Source organism: Bradyrhizobium sp. (assembly GCF_027307225.1).
GTDB lineage: Bacteria > Pseudomonadota > Alphaproteobacteria > Rhizobiales > Xanthobacteraceae > Bradyrhizobium.
Genome location: NZ_DAHUXJ010000139.1, coordinates 1 through 21,605 on the forward strand (window position 1 = coordinate 1; position 21,605 = coordinate 21,605).

The 21,605-nt window shown below is 60.8% G+C and carries 20 protein-coding genes; 8 read left to right on the top strand and 12 right to left on the bottom strand.

Annotated features, from left to right (window positions below):
* Nucleotide 1 precedes the first annotated feature (1 nt).
* The 3 genes from M6D32_RS22860 (at nucleotide 2) to M6D32_RS22870 (ending at nucleotide 3,822) form a co-directional block, all read left to right on the top strand.
* The gene (locus tag M6D32_RS22860) at nucleotides 2-1,792 is read left to right on the top strand and encodes a NirA family protein (RefSeq protein ID WP_298260531.1); all 1,791 of its coding nucleotides are present in this window, start codon (nucleotides 2-4) and stop codon (nucleotides 1,790-1,792) included.
* Nucleotides 1,789-3,396: a sulfite reductase subunit alpha gene (locus M6D32_RS22865; RefSeq protein ID WP_298260533.1), complete on the top strand. Its 1,608-nt coding sequence runs from the start codon at nucleotides 1,789-1,791 to the stop codon at nucleotides 3,394-3,396. Before M6D32_RS22860 ends, M6D32_RS22865 begins: the two co-directional genes overlap by 4 nt.
* 273 nt (nucleotides 3,397-3,669) lie before the next feature.
* Nucleotides 3,670-3,822, top strand: a complete 153-nt coding sequence (locus tag M6D32_RS22870) for a hypothetical protein (RefSeq protein WP_298260535.1) — start codon at nucleotides 3,670-3,672, stop codon at nucleotides 3,820-3,822.
* A 348-nt stretch (nucleotides 3,823-4,170) separates the two neighbouring features.
* Here M6D32_RS22870 and M6D32_RS22875 read toward each other — a convergent pair whose 3' ends face one another.
* The 3 genes from M6D32_RS22875 to pxpB form a co-directional block, all read right to left on the bottom strand.
* The gene (locus M6D32_RS22875; protein ID WP_298260537.1) at nucleotides 4,171-4,938 is read right to left on the bottom strand and encodes a 5-oxoprolinase subunit PxpA; all 768 of its coding nucleotides are present in this window, start codon (nucleotides 4,936-4,938) and stop codon (nucleotides 4,171-4,173) included.
* A 26-nt stretch (nucleotides 4,939-4,964) separates the two neighbouring features.
* Nucleotides 4,965-6,017 (bottom strand): biotin-dependent carboxyltransferase family protein, encoded by a 1,053-nt coding sequence (locus M6D32_RS22880; protein WP_298260539.1) that lies wholly within the window; start codon nucleotides 6,015-6,017, stop codon nucleotides 4,965-4,967.
* A 157-nt stretch (nucleotides 6,018-6,174) separates the two neighbouring features.
* On the bottom strand, nucleotides 6,175-6,906 hold the full coding sequence (gene pxpB / locus M6D32_RS22885) for a 5-oxoprolinase subunit PxpB (protein ID WP_298260541.1): 732 nt from the start codon (nucleotides 6,904-6,906) through the stop codon (nucleotides 6,175-6,177).
* Between the two features lie 285 nt (nucleotides 6,907-7,191).
* Between pxpB and M6D32_RS22890 the strand changes: the two genes are divergently transcribed.
* Nucleotides 7,192-7,890 (top strand): ribonuclease activity regulator RraA, encoded by a 699-nt coding sequence (locus tag M6D32_RS22890; protein WP_298260543.1) that lies wholly within the window; start codon nucleotides 7,192-7,194, stop codon nucleotides 7,888-7,890.
* Nucleotides 7,891-7,928: 38 nt separating this feature from the next.
* Nucleotides 7,929-8,333 carry a cupin domain-containing protein gene (locus M6D32_RS22895; RefSeq protein ID WP_298260545.1) on the top strand — a complete coding sequence of 135 codons (405 nt, stop codon included), beginning with the start codon at nucleotides 7,929-7,931 and terminating at the stop codon, nucleotides 8,331-8,333.
* Between the two features lie 84 nt (nucleotides 8,334-8,417).
* Here M6D32_RS22895 and M6D32_RS22900 read toward each other — a convergent pair whose 3' ends face one another.
* From M6D32_RS22900 to M6D32_RS22925, 6 genes are all read right to left on the bottom strand, one after another.
* Nucleotides 8,418-8,879 (bottom strand): hypothetical protein, encoded by a 462-nt coding sequence (locus tag M6D32_RS22900; protein WP_366145854.1) that lies wholly within the window; start codon nucleotides 8,877-8,879, stop codon nucleotides 8,418-8,420.
* Nucleotides 8,880-8,961: 82 nt separating this feature from the next.
* A complete protein-coding gene (locus M6D32_RS22905; RefSeq protein ID WP_298260547.1) occupies nucleotides 8,962-9,951 on the bottom strand; it encodes a hydroxyacid dehydrogenase in 990 nt (329 codons plus the stop codon).
* Between the two features lie 33 nt (nucleotides 9,952-9,984).
* Nucleotides 9,985-11,085, bottom strand: coding sequence for a sn-glycerol-3-phosphate ABC transporter ATP-binding protein UgpC (ugpC, locus tag M6D32_RS22910; RefSeq protein ID WP_298260549.1), 1,101 nt, complete (start codon nucleotides 11,083-11,085; stop codon nucleotides 9,985-9,987).
* A gap of 5 nt (nucleotides 11,086-11,090) precedes the next feature.
* Nucleotides 11,091-12,002, bottom strand: a complete 912-nt coding sequence (locus tag M6D32_RS22915) for a carbohydrate ABC transporter permease (protein WP_298260551.1) — start codon at nucleotides 12,000-12,002, stop codon at nucleotides 11,091-11,093.
* On the bottom strand, nucleotides 12,002-12,940 hold the full coding sequence (locus M6D32_RS22920; protein ID WP_298260553.1) for a sugar ABC transporter permease: 939 nt from the start codon (nucleotides 12,938-12,940) through the stop codon (nucleotides 12,002-12,004). Before M6D32_RS22920 ends, M6D32_RS22915 begins: the two co-directional genes overlap by 1 nt.
* 106 nt (nucleotides 12,941-13,046) lie before the next feature.
* The gene (locus M6D32_RS22925; RefSeq protein ID WP_298260555.1) at nucleotides 13,047-14,390 is read right to left on the bottom strand and encodes an extracellular solute-binding protein; all 1,344 of its coding nucleotides are present in this window, start codon (nucleotides 14,388-14,390) and stop codon (nucleotides 13,047-13,049) included.
* A gap of 403 nt (nucleotides 14,391-14,793) precedes the next feature.
* On the opposite strand from M6D32_RS22925, the gene M6D32_RS22930 reads away from it, so the two are divergent.
* Complete coding sequence (locus M6D32_RS22930; RefSeq protein WP_298260557.1) at nucleotides 14,794-15,549, top strand: Spy/CpxP family protein refolding chaperone; 756 nt, start codon at nucleotides 14,794-14,796, stop codon at nucleotides 15,547-15,549.
* A 252-nt stretch (nucleotides 15,550-15,801) separates the two neighbouring features.
* Here M6D32_RS22930 and M6D32_RS22935 read toward each other — a convergent pair whose 3' ends face one another.
* Nucleotides 15,802-16,203, bottom strand: coding sequence for a VOC family protein (locus M6D32_RS22935; protein ID WP_298260559.1), 402 nt, complete (start codon nucleotides 16,201-16,203; stop codon nucleotides 15,802-15,804).
* A 376-nt stretch (nucleotides 16,204-16,579) separates the two neighbouring features.
* Here M6D32_RS22935 and M6D32_RS22940 point away from each other — a divergent pair, with 376 nt between their 5' ends.
* A complete protein-coding gene (locus M6D32_RS22940; protein WP_298260561.1) occupies nucleotides 16,580-16,837 on the top strand; it encodes a PilZ domain-containing protein in 258 nt (85 codons plus the stop codon).
* A 109-nt stretch (nucleotides 16,838-16,946) separates the two neighbouring features.
* Here M6D32_RS22940 and M6D32_RS22945 read toward each other — a convergent pair whose 3' ends face one another.
* A complete protein-coding gene (locus M6D32_RS22945) occupies nucleotides 16,947-18,383 on the bottom strand; it encodes an NAD-dependent succinate-semialdehyde dehydrogenase (RefSeq protein WP_298260564.1) in 1,437 nt (478 codons plus the stop codon).
* 312 nt (nucleotides 18,384-18,695) lie between these two features.
* Nucleotides 18,696-19,337, bottom strand: coding sequence for a response regulator transcription factor (locus M6D32_RS22950; protein ID WP_298260566.1), 642 nt, complete (start codon nucleotides 19,335-19,337; stop codon nucleotides 18,696-18,698).
* A 196-nt stretch (nucleotides 19,338-19,533) separates the two neighbouring features.
* Here M6D32_RS22950 and M6D32_RS22955 point away from each other — a divergent pair, with 196 nt between their 5' ends.
* The gene (locus tag M6D32_RS22955) at nucleotides 19,534-21,294 is read left to right on the top strand and encodes an ATP-binding protein (RefSeq protein ID WP_298260568.1); all 1,761 of its coding nucleotides are present in this window, start codon (nucleotides 19,534-19,536) and stop codon (nucleotides 21,292-21,294) included.
* The last annotated feature ends 311 nt before the right edge of the window (nucleotides 21,295-21,605 follow it).

Sequence of the window (21,605 nt, forward strand, 5' to 3'; positions counted from 1 at the left end):
GATGGATACTCTGGCCGTCGACTTTACCGACGAGCAGAAGCGTTATCTCGAAGGCTTCACGACCGGCCTGCAGATCAGTAGGGTCGGACGTGGCCTTGGCGGCGGTGTCGCCAAAATTGGCGCTGGCTCAAGCGGCGAACCCACCGGGCCGGATGCCGCGCATATCAAGGCTCAGGACCAAGTTCTGGCGTCCGGCAAGAAACTTGCGGACCAGGAGAAGTTCAAGCGCGAGGAGCATCCGTTTGATGCCTACGAACGGCTGAAGGCGCAGGCGCGAACCAACGCGCCGCCGCCGCCGGCCGATAATTTCCGCTGGCGCTATCATGGCCTGTTTTACGTGGCGCCGGCGCAGGATTCCTATATGTGCCGCCTGCGCATCCCCAACGGCATTCTCAAGCACTGGCAATTCGCAGGGCTCGCCGATCTCGCTGAGCGCCGGTGCGGTCCGTATTGCCACGTCACCACCCGCGCCAACCTGCAGCTGCGCGAAGTCCTTCCCAAAGACGCCGTTCCGTTGATCGAAGGCATTCAGGACCTTGGCCTCGGCTCGCGCGGATCGGGGGCCGACAATATCCGCAACGTCACGGGCACAGCGACGGCGGGCATCGATCCGCAGGAATTGATCGACACTCGCGAATACGCGCGCGAATGGCATTTTCACATTCTCAACGACCGCTCGCTCTATGGCCTGCCGCGCAAATTCAACGTCGCCTTCGATGGCGCAGGCAAGATCGCGGTGCTTGAAGATACCAACGACATCGCTTTTGCCGCCGTCGAGGTGAAAGACGGCTTCGGCATCGAACCTGGCGTGTGGTTTCGTCTCGGCATCGGCGGCATCACCGGTCATAAGGATTTCGCCAAGGAAACCGGCATCATCGTCAAGCCTTCCGAGGCGACGAAGGTCGCCGATGCGATTGTGCGCGCCTTCATCGACACCGGCGATCGCACCAACCGCCTTAAGGCGCGATTGAAATATGTCATCGACAAGATTGGAATGGATAAATTCCTCGTCCTCGTCGAACAGAAACTTGGTCATGCCTTGATGCGTGTGCCGCCGGAGGCGCTCGTACCGCGGCCCGCTTTCGATCGGATGGCCCATATCGGCGTTCACCAGCAGAAGCAGGATGGCTTGAACTGGATCGGCGTTGCGCTGCCGCTCGGCAAGGTCACATGCGAACAGATGCGCGGCCTCGCCAAAATCGCGGCCGACCTTGGCGACGGCCATATCCGCCTGACTGTCTGGCAGAACCTTCTGATTTCAGGGGTGAGCGACACCAACGTTAAACTCGCGATCAAGGCGATCGAGGCGACCGGACTTTCGATCGAGGTCTCGAACGTTCGCGCCGGCCTGATCGCCTGCACCGGTAATGCCGGTTGCAAGTTTGCCGCCTCTAACACCAAGGCGCACGCAGCTGATATCGGCGACTGGTGCGATGGCCGCGTCGAGGTCGATACGCCGCTCAACATCCATCTGACCGGTTGCCACCATTCCTGCGCGCAGCACTACATCAGCGATATTGGTCTGATCGCCGCTAAGGTGCCGGTCGGCGATGCCGACGATACCGTCGAAGGCTATCATCTGTTTGCCGGCGGTGGCTTCGGCCCCGATGCCGATATCGGGCAGGAGGTCTATCACGACCTCAAGGCCTCGGACGCGCCGCGAACAGTCGAGAAGTTGCTCAAGGCCTATCTTGCCCACCGCGCGAGCCCCACCGAACCCTTCCTGGCCTTTGCGCGCCGCCATGACGGCGCGACCCTCCGTAAGCTGGCGGAAGCAGAGATTTGCTCATGAACCAGATCACGCCCCCGCCGAAAATCGAAATCATTCCGTCGAGCGCACCGTTCTCCGAGGCGCAGCGCTCCTGGCTCAACGGGTTCTTTGCCGGCCTTCTGAGCCAGCAGGTAACACCGCTGTCGGCCGAGCAGGGCGCCGCTGTCATGAAAGGCCCGGGTGGCGGTGGCGACGACGGGGAAGCGCCCTGGCACGACCAGACACTGCCGATCGCCGAGCGCATGAAGCTTGCAGAAGGACGTCCGCTGCGCCGGCGCATGATGGCGGCCATGGCCCAGCAGGATTGCGGCCAGTGTGGCTACAATTGCCAAGACTATTCCGAGGCGATCGCGAACAAGACGGAGGGTCGGCTCAATCTTTGCGTACCCGGCGGCAAGGAAACCGCCCGGATGCTGAAGACGCTCCATGAGGAACTGGACAAGGCTCCGTCTGTGGGCCCAACTCCGGAGGCGTCAGCTACGGCCGCACCCGCGGCGCCGGTCGTCATGGAACTCGGCCGCTCGCGCGACAATCCGGCGCCCGCGACATTTGTCTCCCGGCGCCACCTCAACAAAGGCGGCTCGGAGAAGGAAACCTGGCATATCGAGTTCGATCTCGCCGAAAGCGGCCTCGATTATGTTGTTGGCGATTCCTTTGGCATTTTCGCCAAGAATGAGCTCAGCCATGTCGATCAGATCATCGCGCTGCTCGGCGCCTCGCACACGACCGAGGTGCGTGGGCGAACGTTGCGCGAAGTCCTGATCGACGAAGTCTCGCTCGCGCCCGCGCCAGATTCCCTTTTCGAACTGATCTCTTTCATCACCGGCGGCGCCCAGCGCGAGAAGGCGAGGGCGCTGGCCCAGGGCGACGACCCCGATGGCGATGCGGCGACGCTTGACGTGATGGCGGCGTTGCAAAAGTTTTCCGGTGTCCGGCCGCATCCAGAAGCCTTTGTCGAAGCACTCGAGCCTTTGCAACCGCGGCTCTATTCGATTTCATCCTCGCATAACGCGACGCCCGGCAAGCTGTCGTTGACGGTCGACTGCGTGCGCTACGTGATCGGCAAGCGCAAACGGCTGGGGCTCGCATCCAATTTCCTGGCCGAGCGTGTCCAGGCGGGTGATCAGGTGCAAGTTTATGTTCAGAAGGCGCATGGCTTCGGTTTGCCGCAAGATCCCAAGGTGCCGATCATCATGATCGGACCAGGCACCGGCGTGGCGCCGTTCCGCGCCTTCCTGCACGACCGCCGCGCCACCGGCGCTACCGGACGCAATTGGCTGTTCTTCGGCCATCAGCGCTCAAGCTGTGACTTCTTCTATTCCGACGAGTTGAACGCGATGAAGACGGCGGGTCTGCTGACGCGGTTGTCGCTCGCGTGGTCGCGCGACGGTGACAAGAAATTCTACGTGCAGGATCGCATGCGTGAGGTGGGACGGGAGTTGTGGTCGTGGCTCGCCGAGGGCGCACACGTTTATGTCTGCGGCGATGCCAAGCGCATGGCGAAAGACGTCGAGCGCGCATTGGTCGACATCGTGGCCCAACATGGCGCGCGCTCGACCGACGAAGCGATCAGCTTTGTTGGCGAACTCAAGAAGAAGGGCCGCTATCAGCAGGACGTCTATTAAGAAGGTATCTGGCATTCCAGCGGAATCGGTTCCAGAACGTGAAAATTCGAACGAATAGGATTTTCGTCTGACCCCATAGCGAAGAATTTTCCTGACGCCTTCGGCCTCTCCCGAAGGTGTGATGTCGCTTTTTCGGGTTCCATCTTGCTTCGTGGGCCGGACAATACTCTCCTGCTCCGCATGCTAGCGGTCCTTCGATCCTGACATTCGCACGGGTGCATGCCAAAGCGGGGAGCGAATGTGAGAGTCGGGCCAACGGGTTGGAGATTGGCCATGCGCGAACTGTCCGCGGAAGCTCGATTGCACCTGTATGCGCGTTCGCTATCCCGCAAAACCGGAACAGGCGTCCAGGCGGCGGCCCTCTTTGGCGCGTTCGCCGTGATCGCGGGCGTTCTGTTCGGAACGCTTTCCGTTCACCCGTTCTGATGCCTCCTGAGCGGCTGGACGCCTAGAGCTCCGATTCCGAAGTTCGCAAGCTATTGCGGCCCCTCTGATGCGAACTTCGAAATCAAAGGAGCTCTAGCAACTTATTGTTTTTGAGTAGCGGCTTTTGAATTTGAAGTTCCTATGACGAACTCGCAGCGAAACTGATAGGAATTTCAAATCCGCCGCACCAGTGTGGCGGTTCAGAAGTTCGCATCATTTGTGCCGCGGGGGCGTCGTGCGAACTTCTGAACCAAAGCCACACTGGATCAATAGGTTGGCTAGTGTCCTGTCGATTCCGAAGTTCGAAACGTGGCTCCGCAAAATGCTACGGACTTCGGAATCGGGACACTAGCTGCGTTTGAACGGCGCAACCTCGATGCCGGCATCCTTCAGCGCCTGGCGCACGCCGCGCGCGATTTCGACCGCGCCGGGCGTATCGCCGTGGATACAAACCGTATCGGTTCGCATCTTGATCACCTTGCCACCGACCGACACCACCGCGCCATCCTGTACCATCCGAACAACCCGATCGGCGATCTGCCTGGGATCGTGCAGGACCGAGCCAGGCTTCTTGCGCGAGACCAGATTGCCATCGTCCTCATAGGCGCGGTCGGCGAACACCTCATGCGCCATCGGCAGGTTTGCCGCTTCGCCGGCTGAAACGAGCTTGGAGTTAGCCAGCACGACAAAGACGAGATTTGGATCGACGGCCTTGATCCCGGCAGCAATCGCGTGCGCGGTTGCGTCGTCCTCGCAGGCGACGTTCGACAGCGCTCCATGCGCCTTGACGTGCGTGACCTTGTAATTGGACAGGGCGGCGACGCCTTGCAGCGCGCCGATCTGGTATGCGACCAGGTTTTCGATTTCACGCCCGCTCATGCCGTAAAACGGACGGCGGCCAAAGCCGTGGATGTCGCGATAGCCGGGATGGGCCCCGACGCTCACCCCGCGCGCTTTCGCCAATTCGACGGTTTTCCGCATGGTGTCGTAGTCGCCACCATGAAAGCCGCAGGCGACGTTCACGGAGGTCGCAACGTCGATCATCGCGGCATCGTTGCCCATCTGCCATGCGCCGAAGGACTCGCCGAGATCACTGTTCAGGTCGACCGTTTTCATGTTGTTTTTCCGTTCCCTGGCTATGATTATTCTTGGGGCAGCGCATCGGCGGCTTGCCAGGTCCGGGCGTCGATCGCGCTGACGGCGGCACCGGCGACGTTGGCATCCTGCAGTGCCTCCACGTTGAGGTCAAAGCTCGCGATCGAGCCGAGCCGATCGGGCAGGGCGCGCAGCAACTCTGCGAATTTGCACGCTTCAGATTGCGCCGCTTCCATGCTGACGGATTTGAAGCGGAAGGCCGTTCCGGCAGGGATCTGCGCAAACCTTCCGAAATCCGCTGTGATGACGGTTGCAATCTTGGGATAGCCGCCACTGGTGCCGCGGTCGGACATCAGCACGATCGGCTGGCCATTGCCTGGCACCTGGATGCTGCCGTTCACCGTGCCGTCGGAAACGATGTTGTGGCCGTGCAGGTGCTTGATGACAGGCCCTTCGAGGCGATAACCCATGCGATCGCTGGTCGCCGATATCTTCCACTCGCTCTCGAGAAACAGCTTGATCGCTTCTTCGCTGAACTCATCGTTCTGCGGTCCGAGAGTCGCCCGGATCGGCCCAGCTCCCGCGGCAGGCAATTCGATCCGGCGCTCGGTCCCCGCGCTTGCCGCCGACACGCTCAACTCGTCACCGGCCTGCAACGGGCGCGGATAGGGGCTGCCGAGGCCGACCCGCGCATTCACGGCGAAGCTGCCGAATGTCGGCTCGCCCTGAATGGTGCCCTCGATCGCGAGATAGCTGAACGATCCGCCGCGCGCCATGCCAAGTATCAGTGTCTCACCATCGGCGAGCGTGACAGATGTGTCCCACGGCACGCTGCGGCTGCTGATTTCGGCGCTGCGTAGCGCGCCTGACAGTGCCACACGAACCGCTCCCCCGCGCGCCGTGAATGACGCCCCGTAAGGGCCGATTTCGACGGCGGGCGCCATCTGCGTGTTTCCCGCCAGACAATTGGCAGCGGCAAGGCTCAGCCGATCCATGGCGCCGCTCGGCGTCAGGCCGTAGCGCTGGGCGCCGAAGCGTCCGCCGTCCTGCACCGAACTTGCCGGGCCAATCGATGGGATCACAAGCCTGGTGCCACCCATTTGAAGTTCCTGCGTCACAAGCGGTTAACTCCGTTCAGGAACTTCAAATGGAGAGGTGGCACCAGCATGAATATTTTTGCCAGTGCCCATGGCTTTCCGAAGTTCGTGAAAGGTGGGCGCTGAGGTGTTAGCACGAACTTCGGAAAGTGGGCACTGGTCATGCGGCCACTAGCTCAGCGATGAGTTCACCATGCTCGGCGGCTCGTTCCTGCTCGACATAGGTCTTGGCGTCGACCTGGTAAAACTTCACGCGATCGCCGGGTTCGAGCAGAAACATGGGCTCGCGATGCAACTGATAGGTTCGCACCGGCGTGCAGCCCAACAGGTGCCATCCGCTGGGACCGGCGAGACATTGAATGCCGGCCTGCACGCCGCCGACCGAGATCGTCCCCGCCGGGGTCAACAGCCGCGGATTTTGCCGTCGCGACATATGCAGCGATTCCTGTAGTCCGCTGAGATAGGACCATCCCGGCGTGAAGCCGAGCATCGCCACGCGATAGTCGCCAGCAATATGCCGCGCCACGACGTCGTCCGGCGTCGTGCCAAGCGTCTTGGCGACATCCTCGAGGTCGATGCCATATTCGCCGCCATAGGCGACTGGGATGCGCCAGAGCCGCGTCTTTTCCGAAGACGGCACCGGGCGCTGCGCTAGTTCAGTCAGCTTTTGGCCAAGCGTTGGAAAATCGACTTGCGTCGGATCGTAGTGGACGAGGAGAGACCGATAGGTGGGCACGGTCTCGGTTACCCCCGCAATCGGTTCTTGCGCCAAGGTGCGGTCGAGTGCCAACACGCGCCGGTTGGCCCCATCGTCAATCTTGCGGCTGAACTCGACGGTGATGGCGCTATCGCCACTCGGGAGAAGACGTGGAGCAGTGAGTGGCGGAGCCATGGCCTTGGCAACTCGGTCCGGGAATTCGTCAGTCGATGATCTGGCCTTCTCGGGCCGTGACGGGAGTTTGCAGAAGTCTATCATCGAAGCACGCCGAGCGCGACCCATGAGTGCAAAAAATGCCTTTTACTTCAATAAACTAATGCAACTACGTCCGATAAGATGTGATGATCGCCGCCGCGCACCGCAGTTCACGGACGGCAGCAATGCCCGAGAGCCCTTGACGCGCCGCCCACTCCTCGCAAGATGCGCGCCGATTCATCCCGACCCGGAGTTTACCTTTCGATGCCCCTGAGCCCCGAAGCCGTCAAAACCCTCTCACACATCACTACCGCCACCATCACGACCGTCCTGCTGAAGAAGGGCTTGCGCAATGTCTGGCTGCGCGGGACGAAGCCGTTGCGGCCGGGGCAGAAGCGGCTGGTCGGGCCGGCGTTCACGCTGCGGTTCGTGCCCGCCCGTGAAGATCTCGCAACGCCCGAGTCCTGGTCCAAGCCGATCTCGACCAGAGGCGCCATCGAGGCCATGCCGGAAGGCTGTATCGCCGTAGTGGATGCCATGGGCGTCACCGATGCCGGCATTTTCGGCGACATTCTGTGCGCACGGATGGTCAAGCGTGGGGTCTCGGCGCTCGTTACCGACGGCGTGGTGCGTGACGTCGAAGGCGTGCTCGACACCGGTTTGCCAGTGTGGTGCGATGGCTATGCCGCGCCGCCGTCGGTTGCGGGTTTGACCTTTGTCGGGTGGGGCGAACCGATCGGTTGCGGCGGCGTTGCCGTTTTCCCGGATGACGTGATCGTCGCCGACCAGGATGGCGCGGTCTTGATCCCCCAGGCGTTCCTCGAACACGTGCTGACCGAAGGCGTCGAGCAGGAACGAATGGAGGCCTGGATCGTCAATGAGGTCAGCAATGGTGCCGTGCTCCCCGGCCTTTATCCGATGAATGCAGAGACCAACGCGCGCTACGCGGCTTCAAAGAAGTAAGCCCACCGATACAAGAAGCTGATCAAAGGAGGATCGCCATGGACTTTCATCAGGCCGGCTCGCGGCCGACCCGTCGCGCGTCGAAAGATAGCTTCACCGGCACCGTCTGGCAGGATCCGATTATCGATGCTCCTGCGCCGGCGCGGGTCCGCGCCAGCCGCGTGTCCTTTGAACCCGGCGCGCGAACCAATTGGCATACGCACCCGCTTGGGCAAACGCTTTACGTCATTTATGGCGTCGGACGCTTCCAGACCAAGGGCGGCCCGATACGCGAACTTCGTCCGGGCGATGTGGTCTGGATACCGCCGGGCGAAAAGCATTGGCATGGCGCTTCGCCAAACAACGCGATGGCCCACATCGCGATACAGGAAAACCTCGACGGCAATCACATCACCTGGATGGAGCCGGTCACGGACGAGGAATACAGCCCAAAAGTCGGCTGATCCGCGCATTCAAGTGTTGCTCCGCCGGCAAAGAAGCCGGCGGAATGACAACCAACAAGAAGAAATTTTGCGGCGTCGAGCTCGTCAAGCGAGATTTTTTGGGGCGCCCGCAGACTTCGGTCCCGGCGGGGAAGCCGGCGTAACCCCGCTGTCACTCTTCCGAAGGATGTCGGTCGCGGCTGCTCGTCCGGCCATTTCGTTCCGGAGCGATTCAAACCGCTGCCGCGCTTCGCTCGCTTGATCATCCACAAATCGGATCGCCGCATCCGCCGACATCGGTCCGTTGGTGATCGAGCGGGAATTTTCGCCGATGGTCTCGTCCACGAAATACCTGCCGTCGGCTTCGTGACGGACGGTCCATCTAAAACGGATGGCCTCAACCGGCCCCGGGCCCGACTTCGAATAGCCCTCGATAGTCGCTTGCCGAGCCTCATGCTCCGGCGTTTCGCCAGCCGCGGACCTTGCCGCCTCCGGCGGAAATGCCGGCTGATCGAGGATACTCGCAATGGTTGCGAGCGCTTCATCGGTGGGATCGCTCTCGGTCAATCGCTTAACTCCAAATATTCATGCGCGGCTGGCTCCGCGCGAACATCAGAAGCGAAAGACCAAGAGTATGTTGTTCCATGGGCTAACTCAACACGTCCTGGTTGATAACGTTCTGCCGGATCGGCTCACCATCCAGTGCGCTCAAGAGATTCCGCGCCGTCTGCTCGCTCATCCGGTCCACGGCTTCCCATGTCACGCCGGCGACATGCGGAGCGATGATCACATTGGGGAGTTCGAACAAAGGATTTGGAACGGGCGGCGGCTCAGTCGCAAAAACATCGAGGCCGGCGCCGGCCAGTTTACCGGAGGTCAATGCGTCATATAGCGCGGCTTCGTCAATGAGGCCGCCGCGCGCAGTATTGATGAGGTAGGCCGACGGCTTCATGCACTTCAATCTCGCCGCATTGAACAGTCCGATCGTCTCCGGCGTCTTCGGGCAGTGAATGCTGACGAAGTCCGCGCGCGGCAACGCTGCATCGAGATCGGCAACAACTTCGTATCCGGCCTTCCTGATCTCGTCCGCCGGGAGATAGGGGTCATGAACCAGTACGTTCATTTCCATCGCCAGACATCGCTTGGCCGTGCGCGTACCGATCCGCCCAAATCCGATGATCATGACCGTCCTGCCGAACAGGTCATAAGGCAATTTGCCGAGCCGCGTGCTCCATTGACCGTCCCTGACCAGCGCGTGCAATTCATTGGCGCGCTTGGCGAGCATCAGCATCATGAACAACGCCTGTTCAGCCACCGACGGCGAATTCGCCGTTCCCACCACCATCAACGGAACCTTGCGGCGGCTGAGTGCCGGGACATCGACCGCGTCATAACCGACGCCGATCCGCGTCACGACCTTGATGCCCTTCGCCGCTTCCAGTTCGGTCTCACCAAAACGGGTGGCGCCGAGCGCAACCCCATGGACTGGCGCCTGCGCTTTCAACAGCGCCTCGAAATCGGCGGCTGAAATCAGATTGGGAAATTCGACAAGTTCGATGTCGTCCCGTTCGCGGAGGAGGGCGCGCCCGCACGGCGACAGGGTCTGGGTGATCAGAATTTTCTTCTTGTTGGTTGTCATTCCGCCCGCTTTCTCTGCCGGCGGAGCAACAACTTAGATAACGGCGCCGGTCACCTCATTTAGCAGATGCATGTTATTGAGGTCCACCGCCAGGCGGAGCGGCTCGCCGTCATGAGCGCAGGCGTTGGGATTAACCCTTCCGCAGACCTGTTTGCCTGCGAGAGCGAAGTAAATCAGTGTCTCCATACCCATCGGTTCGGTGACATCAAGCAAGGCATCGAACGCCTCAATTCCAGGTTCGGCGTGACCCTTCGCCTCCGTGATGTGCTCCGGCCGCAATCCCAGCAGCAGTTTTTCACCCTGCTTGGCATTCTGATAGCGCGCGGCGCGGTCGGGCGGCAGCGGAAAGGCAATCCGCTCGGTCAGCCGGATGTGCATCTTTCCGGCATTTTCCTCAAGCTGGCACGGCAAGAAATTCATCGCAGGTGAGCCGATAAAGCCCGCCACAAAGCGTGTGGCCGGCTTGTGATAAAGTTCCTGTGGTGTCCCGATCTGTTCAATGCGGCCCTTGTTCATGACCACGACTCGGTCGGCCAGCGTCATCGCCTCGACCTGATCATGGGTGACGTAGACTGTGGTGGTTCGTACTTTCTGATGAACCTTCTTGATCTCGATCCGCATCTGCACCCGCAGCTTGGCGTCGAGGTTGGAGAGTGGCTCGTCAAACAGGAAGACCTTCGGGTTGCGGACGATCGCCCGTCCCATCGCCACACGCTGGCGTTGGCCTCCCGACAACTGCTTGGGCTTTCGATCGATCAACTCGACGATATCCAACATGCGCGCCGCTTCGTCGATCCGCGTCTTGATTTCGGCTTTCGGATAGCGCTTCAGCCGCAGCCCAAATGACATGTTCTCCGCAACCGTCATGTGCGGGTAGAGCGCGTAGTTCTGGAACACCATCGCGATGTCCCGGTCTTTTGGCGGCACGTCGTTGACGATGTCGCCCCCGATCATGATGTCACCGTCGGTGATGTCCTCCAGTCCCGCAATCATACGCAGCGTGGTCGACTTGCCGCAACCCGATGGCCCCACCAGCACGACGAACTCGTGGTCGGCGATGTCGAGATCGATGCCGCGCACGGCTTCGACGTCGTCGTAGCGCTTGACGATCTTACGCAGGTTTACTTCAGCCATCCGCTTCAACCCTTCGTCGCGCCGGCGGTGAGACCGGCAATGTAGTAGTCCATCAGAAAAGCATAGATGACGAGCGGAGGCGCGGCGCCAAGCAGGGCTCCCGTCATGATCTGTCCCCAATTGAAGACGTCGCCCTTGATAAGGGTCGTGATGATGCCGACGGGCAGGACCAGCTGATCCGTGGAGGTCGTGAAGACCAGCGGATAGAGAAACTGTGCCCACGAGACGGTGAAGGCGAAAATAGTAGCGGCGATCAAGCCTGGCATGGCAACCGGGATGAAGATGCGCGTGAGCGTCTGAAACCAGGAAGCCCCGTCGATGATCGCAGCCTCATCGATCTCTTTCGGGATCGACGCGAAATAGCTGATCATGATCCATGTGCAAAACGGCACCGTCAGCGTCGGATAGATGAACAGCAGCACATACCAGCGGTTGATAAGCTGGATTCCGGTGAAGTCTCCAATCGCCGCGAACATCTTGAACAGCGGGATAAACAGCAGGCTGTCCGGGATGAGGTAGGTGAGAAAGATGCCGGTGGCGAGGACAGCGGAGCCCCAGAACTTCATTCGCGCCAGCGCAAATGCCGCCGGCACGCTGATCAGCATGGTGACGACCACCACGCCGACCGAAACCATGGCGGAGTTCCAGAAAAATCGCAGATATTGGTTAGATCCCAGCAACTCGACGTAGTTGCTCAGCGTCGGATGGAATACCCACCAGGGATTGGTCGCAGCCGAAATCTCCGCACTGCCCTTGAGCGAGGTGATGAGCATGTAGAGTGGAGGCGTCAGCGAAAAGACGGCAAACAGCGTCAGAAAGAAATACGACCAGCGCAGCGCCCAGACGCGGTCGCGGCTCATGCTGCCATATTTGATCTTGCGATTTGGTCCGGCCTTGTCGATCGCGAGCGTGCTCATCAGGCTTCATTCCCGCGTTTGGTCACATCGCGCAGGATGAAGTAGGCGGCAATCGCGAGAATCGGCGCCATGAAGAGCGAGACGCTGGCGCCAAGCGGAATGTCACGGCCCTCGATGCCGACGCGAAATGCCCAGGTCGCAAACAGATGCGTCTGGTCAACTGGGCCGCCGGCGGTCAGGATGCGCACGATGTCGAAATTCGCAAACGTCACGATCAGCGAGAACAGCGTCGTGATGGCGATGATGTTGCGCATCATTGGCAGCGTCACATACCAGATGCGCTGCCACCAGTTGGCGCCGTCGATGGCGGCAGCTTCATACAGTTGGTCAGGCACCGATTTCAGTGCGGCCAGATACATGATCATGAAGAAGGGCGCGCCGTACCAGACATTGACGAGGATGACCGAGAAGCGGGCCCAGCCTGCATCGCCCAACCATGGGATCGGAGCGATGCCGAACAGACCGAGCGTGTAGTTGAAAGCGCTGTAGGAAGGATCGAACAACCATAGCCAGGCGAGCGTGCTCATGGCCGGCGGGATCACCCACGGCACGAGCAGCATGCCCCGCCATTTACGCTGCTTTTTGGAAGGGATGTTGTGCGCGAAGTGGGCGACGATGAAGCCGATCAGCGCCTTGAAGATCACCGCCGTGATGGCGAAGAGGCAGGACTGCTCCACCACCATCCAGAAGGTGTCGCGCTTGAACAGGAACTGAAAATTGCCAAAACCGACGAACCTGGTCATCGACTTGTTGAGGGTGGCCAGATGGATCGCATAAAAGGCAGGATAGATGACGAGAACCGCGATGAGCACGATCAGTGGTAACGTCATCAAGAACGCCACTGTCGACTTGCGTCTCAGCGCGTAGCGCAGTCTCGTGCCGGCGGAGGCGCGCCGAACGCCTCGAACGCTGCCTTGTCGAACTGCGACGTCAACCATGGCGTGCCTTCCCGTGTGGGATCATTCACCGCAGAGCCGATGTTTCCAGCATCGGCTCGTAAGGAAGTCGCCGCGGCCAAAGGCAGTCGCGGCGACGGCCTCTGCTTCAGGTTCGCATGAAGCCTTCGCACTGGTTTTCCGCCCAGGCGAGCGTGTTTTCCATTTTTTCGCCGTGTGCATATTTGAGGCACATCTTGGTCAGCGTCGCCTGGGTGTAGATCTGCTGCGCAATTTTTGGCGGTGCCGGAGAAGCCGCGATCGACAGCTTCTCTTGATGGTAAGGATCCGGGTAGTGGTAGAGCGTTCCCTTCGGCGGCTCTTGCTCGCCCCAAACCTTCAGATTCGTGAGTTTCTCATAGGCCGGCAAATCGTAACCGCCGCTCGCTTCGACCAGTCGCTCGATCGATGTCGGCTGTGACAGATGCGTGAGCAAGCTCTTGGCCGCTTGCTTGTTCTTGGAGAAATTCCAGACGCTCCAGAAGAACGGAAGGTAAGGCGCAAAGCGGCCCTTCGGGCCGGCAGGCATGCCATGCGTCCAGCACTGCGCCGCGATTTGCGGCGCGTCGCGCTTGGCGACCGCCCAGGCGCTCGGCGGATTCAGGATCATCGCGCCCTTGCCGGAGATCAGCCATTTGTTGTTGGAGGCGTCGTCCCACGCGGCGACGTCCGGCGGCAGGAACGAGATCAGCTTCTTGTAATATTCGAGTGCTTGACGAACGGCATCCGACTTGATCGTGAGGTCACCCTTGGCGTTGACGAGCTCTGCACCGAACGATTGGAAGATCGCGCCGGCGGTATCGACGCTGTCAGTCGTCTCGCCCAGTCCGATGCCGAAGGGGTAGCCGCCCTTGTGGCAGGCTTCCGCCGCCTTCAGGAACGTGTCCAGCGTCCAGTTGTCCGCCTTCGGCGGACTGCCGGCGGGGTACATCGCCTGCACGTCGATATCGGCGTATTTCTTCATCAGGTCGATGCGCGAGCACGGCCCCTTGATCTGGCTGCCGATAACGGCGGGAACGGCGAGCCACTTTCCATCGGCTTGGCCGAGGTACTTGACCGTGCCGTTCACCGCTCCGTTCTGCTCGACGATCGGGCCCATAATATCGTTCATTGGCTCCAGCAGGTCCGCAAAGGCTTGCGGCTGCCAGGGACCGCCCGACGCCAGAATGTCATGACCGGACTTGGCTTCGGCTTCCGCGGTCTGGGTCAGGAGCAGCTTGGAGCCCTGACTGGTGATGTAATCGACGGAGACCTCGACTTTTTCCTTCGCGGCCCATTCATTGATGAGATCGGTCGAGGTCTTGTTCGCCCCGGGAACCCAGTGGTCCCACAGGCCGATCGAGAGTTTGCCGGCGGCTCCAGCCGTTCGGAGATAGGGAGCCGAGATCAGTGCGGCGGACGACAACGCCGTGGCGGTTACGAACTGCCGTCGAGAAAGTCTTCTCCTGGACATCGCATTGCCTCCAAATGTTGCTTTGCTATTTTTGTTGTTTTTTCTTCGTCTGAGCGATGTTGCGGGCATGTGCTGCTTCCGCAGATCGGCGCGAAGATTTCAGAATGGATCAGACCAGAATTGGCAGCCGGTGTCGAGAACGGCCAGCCGGCAGCCCTAGAACTATCGTTGCGATGCGAAGCGTTCGCCCGCTTGGCGCGCCGCAATCTGTTGCGCCGCAAACCGAGCGGCGACAGCCGTTGGTCGCGCCGCCGCGATGTTGCGATCATCTGTTTGCCTGGGAAGTGTTCGGTCCGGGTGTACCGGCGCCACCGTGGACTCGTCGGGCGCGGTAACGATAATGTTGTCCAGGCTGGGTCATTCAAAATCCCAAGCAGCCGACTAACGCCAGATGGAGCGCGACATGATCCGCCGAACTCTGCGACCCGGATTATACCTTGGGGCAATCGCTCTGATTCTGGGCGCACCTCAGGCGGCGCATGCGCAGGGCCTCGTCAAGGGCATGCAGGACGGCGCGCAGGTCGGCAACAAGGCCGCCGGGCCCGTCGGTGGCGTGCTGGGCGGCGCGATCGGCGGAGTGGTCGGTGTCTTTGGCGGCGCATTGGGTGTCAACGGCAACGGCGAGAAGAGGCAGGAGCCACCCGCCGCCAACGCGAGTAACCCGGCTAAATCGAGCCCGGCCAGCACACCCAGACCCGGCAAGGCAACCAAGACGGCGAAGGCGGCGCCAGCGCCGGCAGCGACACCCACGACATCATCCGGCAAGGCGGTGGAGGTTCTCACCCAGCCGGGCGCGCCTGAACTGACGGCCGAGCAGATCGTGGCAAACAGCGACGCCTATATCGACCGGATCAAGGCAGAACTGAATCTGACGCCCGAACAGGAGAAGAGTTGGTCCGCATTCAACAACGCCATGCACTATCTTGGTCATAATGGCGCCGAGCGCCTCAATCTTCGCATCGCGCGCGCCAAGCGCGATCCGCCTGACGACATCGTGGAGCAGATGCGCAACGAGGCGCAGTTTCTCGTCGACCGGGCGGCGGATCAGCGCGCCGTGGCCGACGCCGCCGAGCCTTTATTCACGAGCCTCGACGACAAGCAAAAGTCGATCTTTATCGCGGAAATGGTGCGCTTGAGCCACGAACGCGGGCTGGATTGAGACGACAATACGGCACCATCCGGCGAAAAGTGGCGCGCCGTTGTTGAGAATCACCAGCTGCGAATAGCCGGGCACACAGGCCCTGGGGTAGGTGGAAGGCAAGGCACCCGGCTATCCTGCCGCAGCGGCGGCGGAGCTCAAATCGTCATGTAAAATTGAGGAAAAGCTGACCGCTTCGCGCCCGAGATATGGCCGCCATATGACCTTGTCGGGATTAGCGGGAAGAATGAAGCGCACAGCGAGAAACCGCCTTCAGCCCTTGGGGAAGTTGAGTTCCACGCCGACGCCATCGGGGTCGTAGAGGAAGAACTGCGTGTCACCGGTACGCGGCACGATACTCTCGCGGAACCTGATGTTTTTCGCCTGAAGTCGCTTGCGCATTCCCTCGACGTCGCTCGCGGCAAAGGCGATGTGGTCAAGCCGGCCGGTGTCTTCGTATTTCCTCTCGGTACCGCGAACGACGATGCCGTCGCGCGGCGTGCGCGTGCCCATCAAATGGACCGTGGCGGCTCCGCCCGAATAGAGCCAGTAGCCGGGGAAACCGAGCGGCGGGCGCTCGCCGTTCTCAAGCCCGAGCACCTCGCAATAAAAATCCTTGGTGCGTTCGAGATCCGAGGGTTCGATCGTGTAATGCTGCAATCCGCCGAGCGGCATGGTCGTTCTCCTTCGATCATTGCGTCGTTTGGCTCTCGACCGCCGGCGATCCAGGCTGTCGTCTTGAGCTCCTTCCCGATCTCTACGATCGGCTTCCACCAGATTTCGACGCGGCCGAAAGTGTACACCGCCCCCGCCGTCAAAAACCAGCATGCCGGATAAAGGAAATCGAGAGGAGTCTCCAGTAAAGGCAGGTCAGGCTTGAGGTATTGCGGGCTTCTTACGATCAGGGCCGAGGTCGAAGGGGCGGAGGATCTTGCCGGTTCATCAAACCCATGGCCCTAATCCATGCCGGGATTTCGGACGATGCCGTTGCAGCCGATTTCGTTAAGCTTTGGCGCTAAGCTGGCCTGCACAGATTCGGCGCACGTTACCGATGGAAGAGAAACGAAAACATCTGCGGACCGACATCAACGAACCGGCCTATGTTTCGGCCGGCGGTTCGGTCATGCGATGCGTCGTCAGGAACATTTCGCAGGAAGGCGCTGCGATCGATGTCGATAATCCCGCGTTCGTGCCGGCGCGGTTTCGTCTGGTGATGGCAAGCGACTCCTCGACCCGCGACTGCACGGTGATTTGGATACGCGAGAAGCGGATCGGCCTCGCCTTTACCAGCCCGGCGGAAGCGAATTAGCCGGCACAGTCTATGCCGTGCTGGTGCCCGAAGCTGCCTCAGCCGATCTCGAAATGCAAAAAGCAAGTCATCGTCCAATCAAACGATGGCTTGCTTCTGTCCTTTCGGATTACACGCCGGTCTGCGTGATGAACTTGGTGTTCAGATAGGCCTCAAGCGCCTCTGAACCGCCTTCCGATCCATAGCCGGAATCCTTGACGCCGCCGAACGGCACTTCGGGCAGCGCCAGAGCAAAGCTGTTGATCGACATCATGCCGGCTTCAACGGCCGCACCGATTGCACTCGCGGTCTTCGCCGATTTGGTGAAGGCGTAGGACGCAAGCCCAAACGGCAGCCGGTTGGCTTCAGTCGCGGCATCGTCGAACTTGGAGAACGGCGAAATCAGCGCGAGCGGCGCGAACGGTTCCTCGCTCATGGCGCGGGCCGATTTCGGCACGTCGGTCACCACGGTCGGCTCGAAGAAGTACCCCTTGTTGCCGACGCGGTTGCCGCCGGTCGCAACCTTCGCCCCCTTGCCGACCGCGTCCTGGACCATGGTTTCGATCGCGCTGACCCGGCGGTCATTGGCGAGCGCGCCCATCCTGGAGTCGGCATCGAGGCCGTTGCCGACCTGGATCGCCTTGGCGCCGTCCACGAATTGCTTGATGAATTTGTCGTAAACGCCTTCCTGCACCAGGAAACGCGTCGGCGAGATGCAGACCTGACCGGCATTGCGATATTTGGCGGCGACCATGATCTTGGCGGCAGATTCAATATCGGCATCATCGAATACGATCACCGGAGCGTGGCCACCGAGTTCCATGGTCACGCGCTTCATGTGTTGACCCGCGAGCGCCGCAAGGTTCTTGCCGACGTTGGTCGAGCCCGTGAAGGAGATTTTGCGGATCACCGGATGCGGGATCAGATATTCGGAGATTTGCGACGGCACGCCGTAGACGAGGTTGACCACGCCTGCCGGCACGCCCGCGTCCACAAACGCCCGGATCAGTTCGGCCGGCGAGGCGGGGGTTTCCTCGGGTGCCTTGACGATGATCGAGCAGCCTGTAGCCAGCGCTGCGCTCAGCTTGCGAACGACCTGGTTGATCGGGAAATTCCAGGGCGTGAAGGCGGCGACCGGGCCGACTGGCTCCTTGAAGGCCATCTGGTAAACGCCCGGCGCCCGCGCCGGGATCAGCCGGCCATAGGCGCGGCGTCCTTCCTCGGCGAACCACTCTATAATGTCGGCCGCCGCCATGGTCTCGACCTTGGCCTCGGCCAGCACCTTGCCTTGCTCCATCGTCATGATGGTCGCGATCTTGTCGGCGCGCTCGCGCATCAATTCGGCCGCCTTGCGCATCACCTTGGAGCGTTCATAAGCCGACACCACGCGCCAGGCCTTGAAGCCTTTTTCCGCCGCCGCCAGCGCCTCATCGAGGTCAGCCTTTTCGGCGTGGGCCACTGTGCCCACGACCTCTTCCGTCGCCGGATTGAGGACGGGGATGGTCTTTCCGGAAGCGGCGGGCCGCCATTTACCGTCGATGAACAGCTGAACGTTCGGGTAATTCATTCTATTTTCTCCGATTTTTTCTAAAGGCTCCTCCGCCGCGCGGAGAACAGCACGTTCGCCGGCCTCATTTCAAGTGCAAGGGCGGCAGGTCGAGCGGGCAGCTTTGGCAAGCCGGGTACGCGCTGGTCGGCGGCTGCGAGGTTCGAGGGCTTGTGCGGTGAATTTGAAGTTCCTATCAGTTTCGCCGAGAGTTCGTTATAGGAACTTCAAATTAAAAGGCGCTACTCAAATCAATAACTTGCTAGAGCTCTTTCAATTCCGAAAGTCGCATTGGAGGGGCCGTAATGCGAGCTTCGGAATCGGAGCTCTAGTCTAGTCCGTTACGATCCCGGCCCGCCTGGCCGCCGCGGCTGCCTGGGTGCGATTGACCACGCCAAGCGCTTTGAAGATCGCGGTGATGTGCGACTTGGTGGTCTTTTCGGACAGTTCGAGCGTGCGGCTGATCTCCTTGTTGGACAATCCTCGGCAGAGCTGCTGCAGCACCTCGGTTTGTCGTTCGGTCAACCGCTCGCCGGCTTCGCTCATCGCGCGGCCGGAGCCTCCGTTCGCGACCGGCGCGATGTCGGCCATTAGCGGCGGGACATAAATCTCGCCCGCCAACACCAGACGCAGCGCTGACAGGATATTTTTGGGACTGGCCGATTTCGGCACGTAACCGACAGCGCCTGCCTTCAGGGCCAGCCGCACATCGTTCGGATCTTCCGACGACGACAGCACGATGACCGGCAATTGCGGGAAGCGTTTGGCGAAAATCGGGATCAGGTCCATGCCACCCTGATCGGGTATATTGAGATCGAGAAACACCACGTCGAGATCCGGATGCGCCTCCGCCAGGCGCAATCCTTCGGCCGTATTCGAAGCCTGCATGACCTCGGCTCCCTGCTCGAATTGCCGGAGCAGGGCGACGAGCCCTTCGCGCAGGATCGCGTGATCATCCACAATCAGCAGCTTCATGCGGCATTGTTTCCCGCAAATTTCGACGGACGACAAGGCACGGGATCGTCCGTCTTAGGTCCTAAGACCAGTCTTGCGACCGGGCGCGGACTCATCATTGGCAGCGTTTCTGCTCTGGATTTCGGCCGATAGCACCTATAGTCGCGCCGCTACATTGGTTCGGCCAGTGCGGCCGCGACAGGTGGGTCCATCCGCAATGAAAATCGCCGTTTCTCCGCAGCGTCTGGACGAATTGCGTGCTGAGCAGATTGCCGGCTTCTACCGCAATTCGACTCCCGGAACAGTGGGCGGCATGCTCGCTGCCGCAATCCTGTCGGCGATGCTGGTCTATGAAAAGGCCACATCCTTGCGTACCGCGAGCATCTTCCTTTTGTCACTGGCTGCAAGCACGCTCGCTCGGCTGGTTTTGATCGGGATTTACAAGAAGGCACAAGGACCGGCGAAAGAGTGGCGCCGCTGGGCGTTCTGGGCCCTGGCAACCTCACTTGTCGGCGGCTCGTGCTGGGGCGTGGGAGCGCTGTTTTTGATGGACCCGCTCCGCCCGGAATATCAGTTCATAGTCCTTCTGACCTGCGCGGCGCTGGCTGCCGGCTCGATCACCGCATTCGGCACCTATCTGCCGTCTTACTATTGCAACCTCTTTGCTATCATGGTCCCGACTGGTGTCTGGTCGGCGCTTTACGGAGACCTGCTGCACTGGACCTACGCTATCCTTGCGGTTCTCTGGATCGCCGTCGTTGCAGTTCTTGCCAATTCCTTCAGCCAGCTTCTGGTCGACTCGCTCCAGTTGCAATTTGCCAACCTCGATCTTGCCAACGATCTGCTGCGTCAGAAGGAGCTTGCCGATGCGGCCAATGTCGCCAAGTCGAGTTTTCTGGCGTCGGCAAGCCATGACCTGAGACAGCCGGTGCATGCGCTCGGCATGTTCGTCGGCGCACTGCGAGATCGGCCACTCGATGAAGCCAGCGCCCGGCTGGTCCGGCAAATCCAGAACTCCGTCGGCGCACTCGATGGCCTGTTTGCCGCGATCCTCGACATTTCCCGTCTCGATGCCGGCGTCATCGAGAGCAGGCCGCACGCCTTCGCCATCCAGCCGCTGCTGGAGCGAATCTGCCGCGACGAAATGCCGGAGGTTGATCGCAAGGGCATCGCGCTGCGTCTTGTTCCATGCAGCCTGACTGTACAGACCGATCCGGTATTGCTCGAGCGTGTCCTGCGCAACCTCGTTTCCAACGCGGTCCGCTATACCGATAATGGACGTGTCGTGGTCGGCTGCCGGCGCGGCGCTCGGCTCAGCATCGAAGTGTGGGATTCAGGGCGCGGCATCTCGGCCGATCAGCACGACCAGATATTTCAGGAGTTCTACCAGATCGGAAACCCGGAGCGTGACCGCACGCGGGGGCTAGGCCTTGGCCTTGCGATCGTGCAGCGCCTGACGAAAATCCTCGATATACCCATGCGGATGCAATCGCGGCTCGGCAAGGGGTCCGCATTCAAGCTGTCGGTCGCGCCGGCCGCACGGAAAGAGGCTTCCATCGACCCGCCTCGGGAAGCTTCTCTGGTCGCGCACCGTTCGATGTTGATCCTGGTCGTGGACGATGAGGTTGCGATCCAGGAAGCGATGGTTGCATTGATGACCGGCTGGGGGCATCAGGTCGTCGCCACCGGCTCCTGCGCCGAAATGCTGGAGCGCGCGGCAACCTTCACCAGCACACCGGACCTGATCATTTCAGACTATCGTCTGCGTAACGACGAAGACGGCATCGCCGCGATCGAACGGCTACGGTCCGAGTTCAACAGCGACATTCCGGCGATCCTGATTACCGGCGACACTGCCCCCGACCGGATTCGCGAAGCGATGGCGAGCGGTTGTCTCCTGATGCACAAGCCGGTGTCGAACAGCCGTTTGCGCGCGGCTATCGTCAATCTGGCCAGTGAGACTGCGGCCGAGGTTTGAGCCCAGGGTAGCAAAAGCGGGTTGGGGCAGGGCAGTGCCGGCGGCTTGATGCTGACGGCATTGCAACGGCCGGCGATTTCGTCTGGAAGACGAGCATGGCATCCGGCCAACGGCCCGAGCCTCTATTGTGCATTCCGACACAATAAAGGACGGCCTCGCTGCAAAATGCGAGCGAGGCCTATAGTTCTTCGGGTCCGGGAGGAGGCTGAGCCAAGACCCGTCGTGTTTGCCGGTCAGGGAGAAGGCCGGCTTTGCTTGATCGATCCACGCCGTCATTACGATTGAGATATCCGGCGATTTCTCCTTGTTGT

Coding starts and splice junctions, on each gene's coding strand:
- M6D32_RS22860 (WP_298260531.1), top strand. CDS start 2: ATGGATACTCTGGCCGTCGACTTTACCGACGAGCAGAAGCGTTATCTC.
- M6D32_RS22865 (WP_298260533.1), top strand. CDS start 1,789: ATGAACCAGATCACGCCCCCGCCGAAAATCGAAATCATTCCGTCGAGC.
- M6D32_RS22870 (WP_298260535.1), top strand. CDS start 3,670: ATGCGCGAACTGTCCGCGGAAGCTCGATTGCACCTGTATGCGCGTTCG.
- M6D32_RS22875 (WP_298260537.1), bottom strand. CDS start 4,938: ATGAAAACGGTCGACCTGAACAGTGATCTCGGCGAGTCCTTCGGCGCA.
- M6D32_RS22880 (WP_298260539.1), bottom strand. CDS start 6,017: ATGGGTGGCACCAGGCTTGTGATCCCATCGATTGGCCCGGCAAGTTCG.
- pxpB (WP_298260541.1), bottom strand. CDS start 6,906: ATGGCTCCGCCACTCACTGCTCCACGTCTTCTCCCGAGTGGCGATAGC.
- M6D32_RS22890 (WP_298260543.1), top strand. CDS start 7,192: ATGCCCCTGAGCCCCGAAGCCGTCAAAACCCTCTCACACATCACTACC.
- M6D32_RS22895 (WP_298260545.1), top strand. CDS start 7,929: ATGGACTTTCATCAGGCCGGCTCGCGGCCGACCCGTCGCGCGTCGAAA.
- M6D32_RS22905 (WP_298260547.1), bottom strand. CDS start 9,951: ATGACAACCAACAAGAAGAAAATTCTGATCACCCAGACCCTGTCGCCG.
- ugpC (WP_298260549.1), bottom strand. CDS start 11,085: ATGGCTGAAGTAAACCTGCGTAAGATCGTCAAGCGCTACGACGACGTC.
- M6D32_RS22915 (WP_298260551.1), bottom strand. CDS start 12,002: ATGAGCACGCTCGCGATCGACAAGGCCGGACCAAATCGCAAGATCAAA.
- M6D32_RS22920 (WP_298260553.1), bottom strand. CDS start 12,940: ATGGTTGACGTCGCAGTTCGACAAGGCAGCGTTCGAGGCGTTCGGCGC.
- M6D32_RS22925 (WP_298260555.1), bottom strand. CDS start 14,390: ATGTCCAGGAGAAGACTTTCTCGACGGCAGTTCGTAACCGCCACGGCG.
- M6D32_RS22930 (WP_298260557.1), top strand. CDS start 14,794: ATGATCCGCCGAACTCTGCGACCCGGATTATACCTTGGGGCAATCGCT.
- M6D32_RS22935 (WP_298260559.1), bottom strand. CDS start 16,203: ATGCCGCTCGGCGGATTGCAGCATTACACGATCGAACCCTCGGATCTC.
- M6D32_RS22940 (WP_298260561.1), top strand. CDS start 16,580: ATGGAAGAGAAACGAAAACATCTGCGGACCGACATCAACGAACCGGCC.
- M6D32_RS22945 (WP_298260564.1), bottom strand. CDS start 18,383: ATGAATTACCCGAACGTTCAGCTGTTCATCGACGGTAAATGGCGGCCC.
- M6D32_RS22950 (WP_298260566.1), bottom strand. CDS start 19,337: ATGAAGCTGCTGATTGTGGATGATCACGCGATCCTGCGCGAAGGGCTC.
- M6D32_RS22955 (WP_298260568.1), top strand. CDS start 19,534: ATGAAAATCGCCGTTTCTCCGCAGCGTCTGGACGAATTGCGTGCTGAG.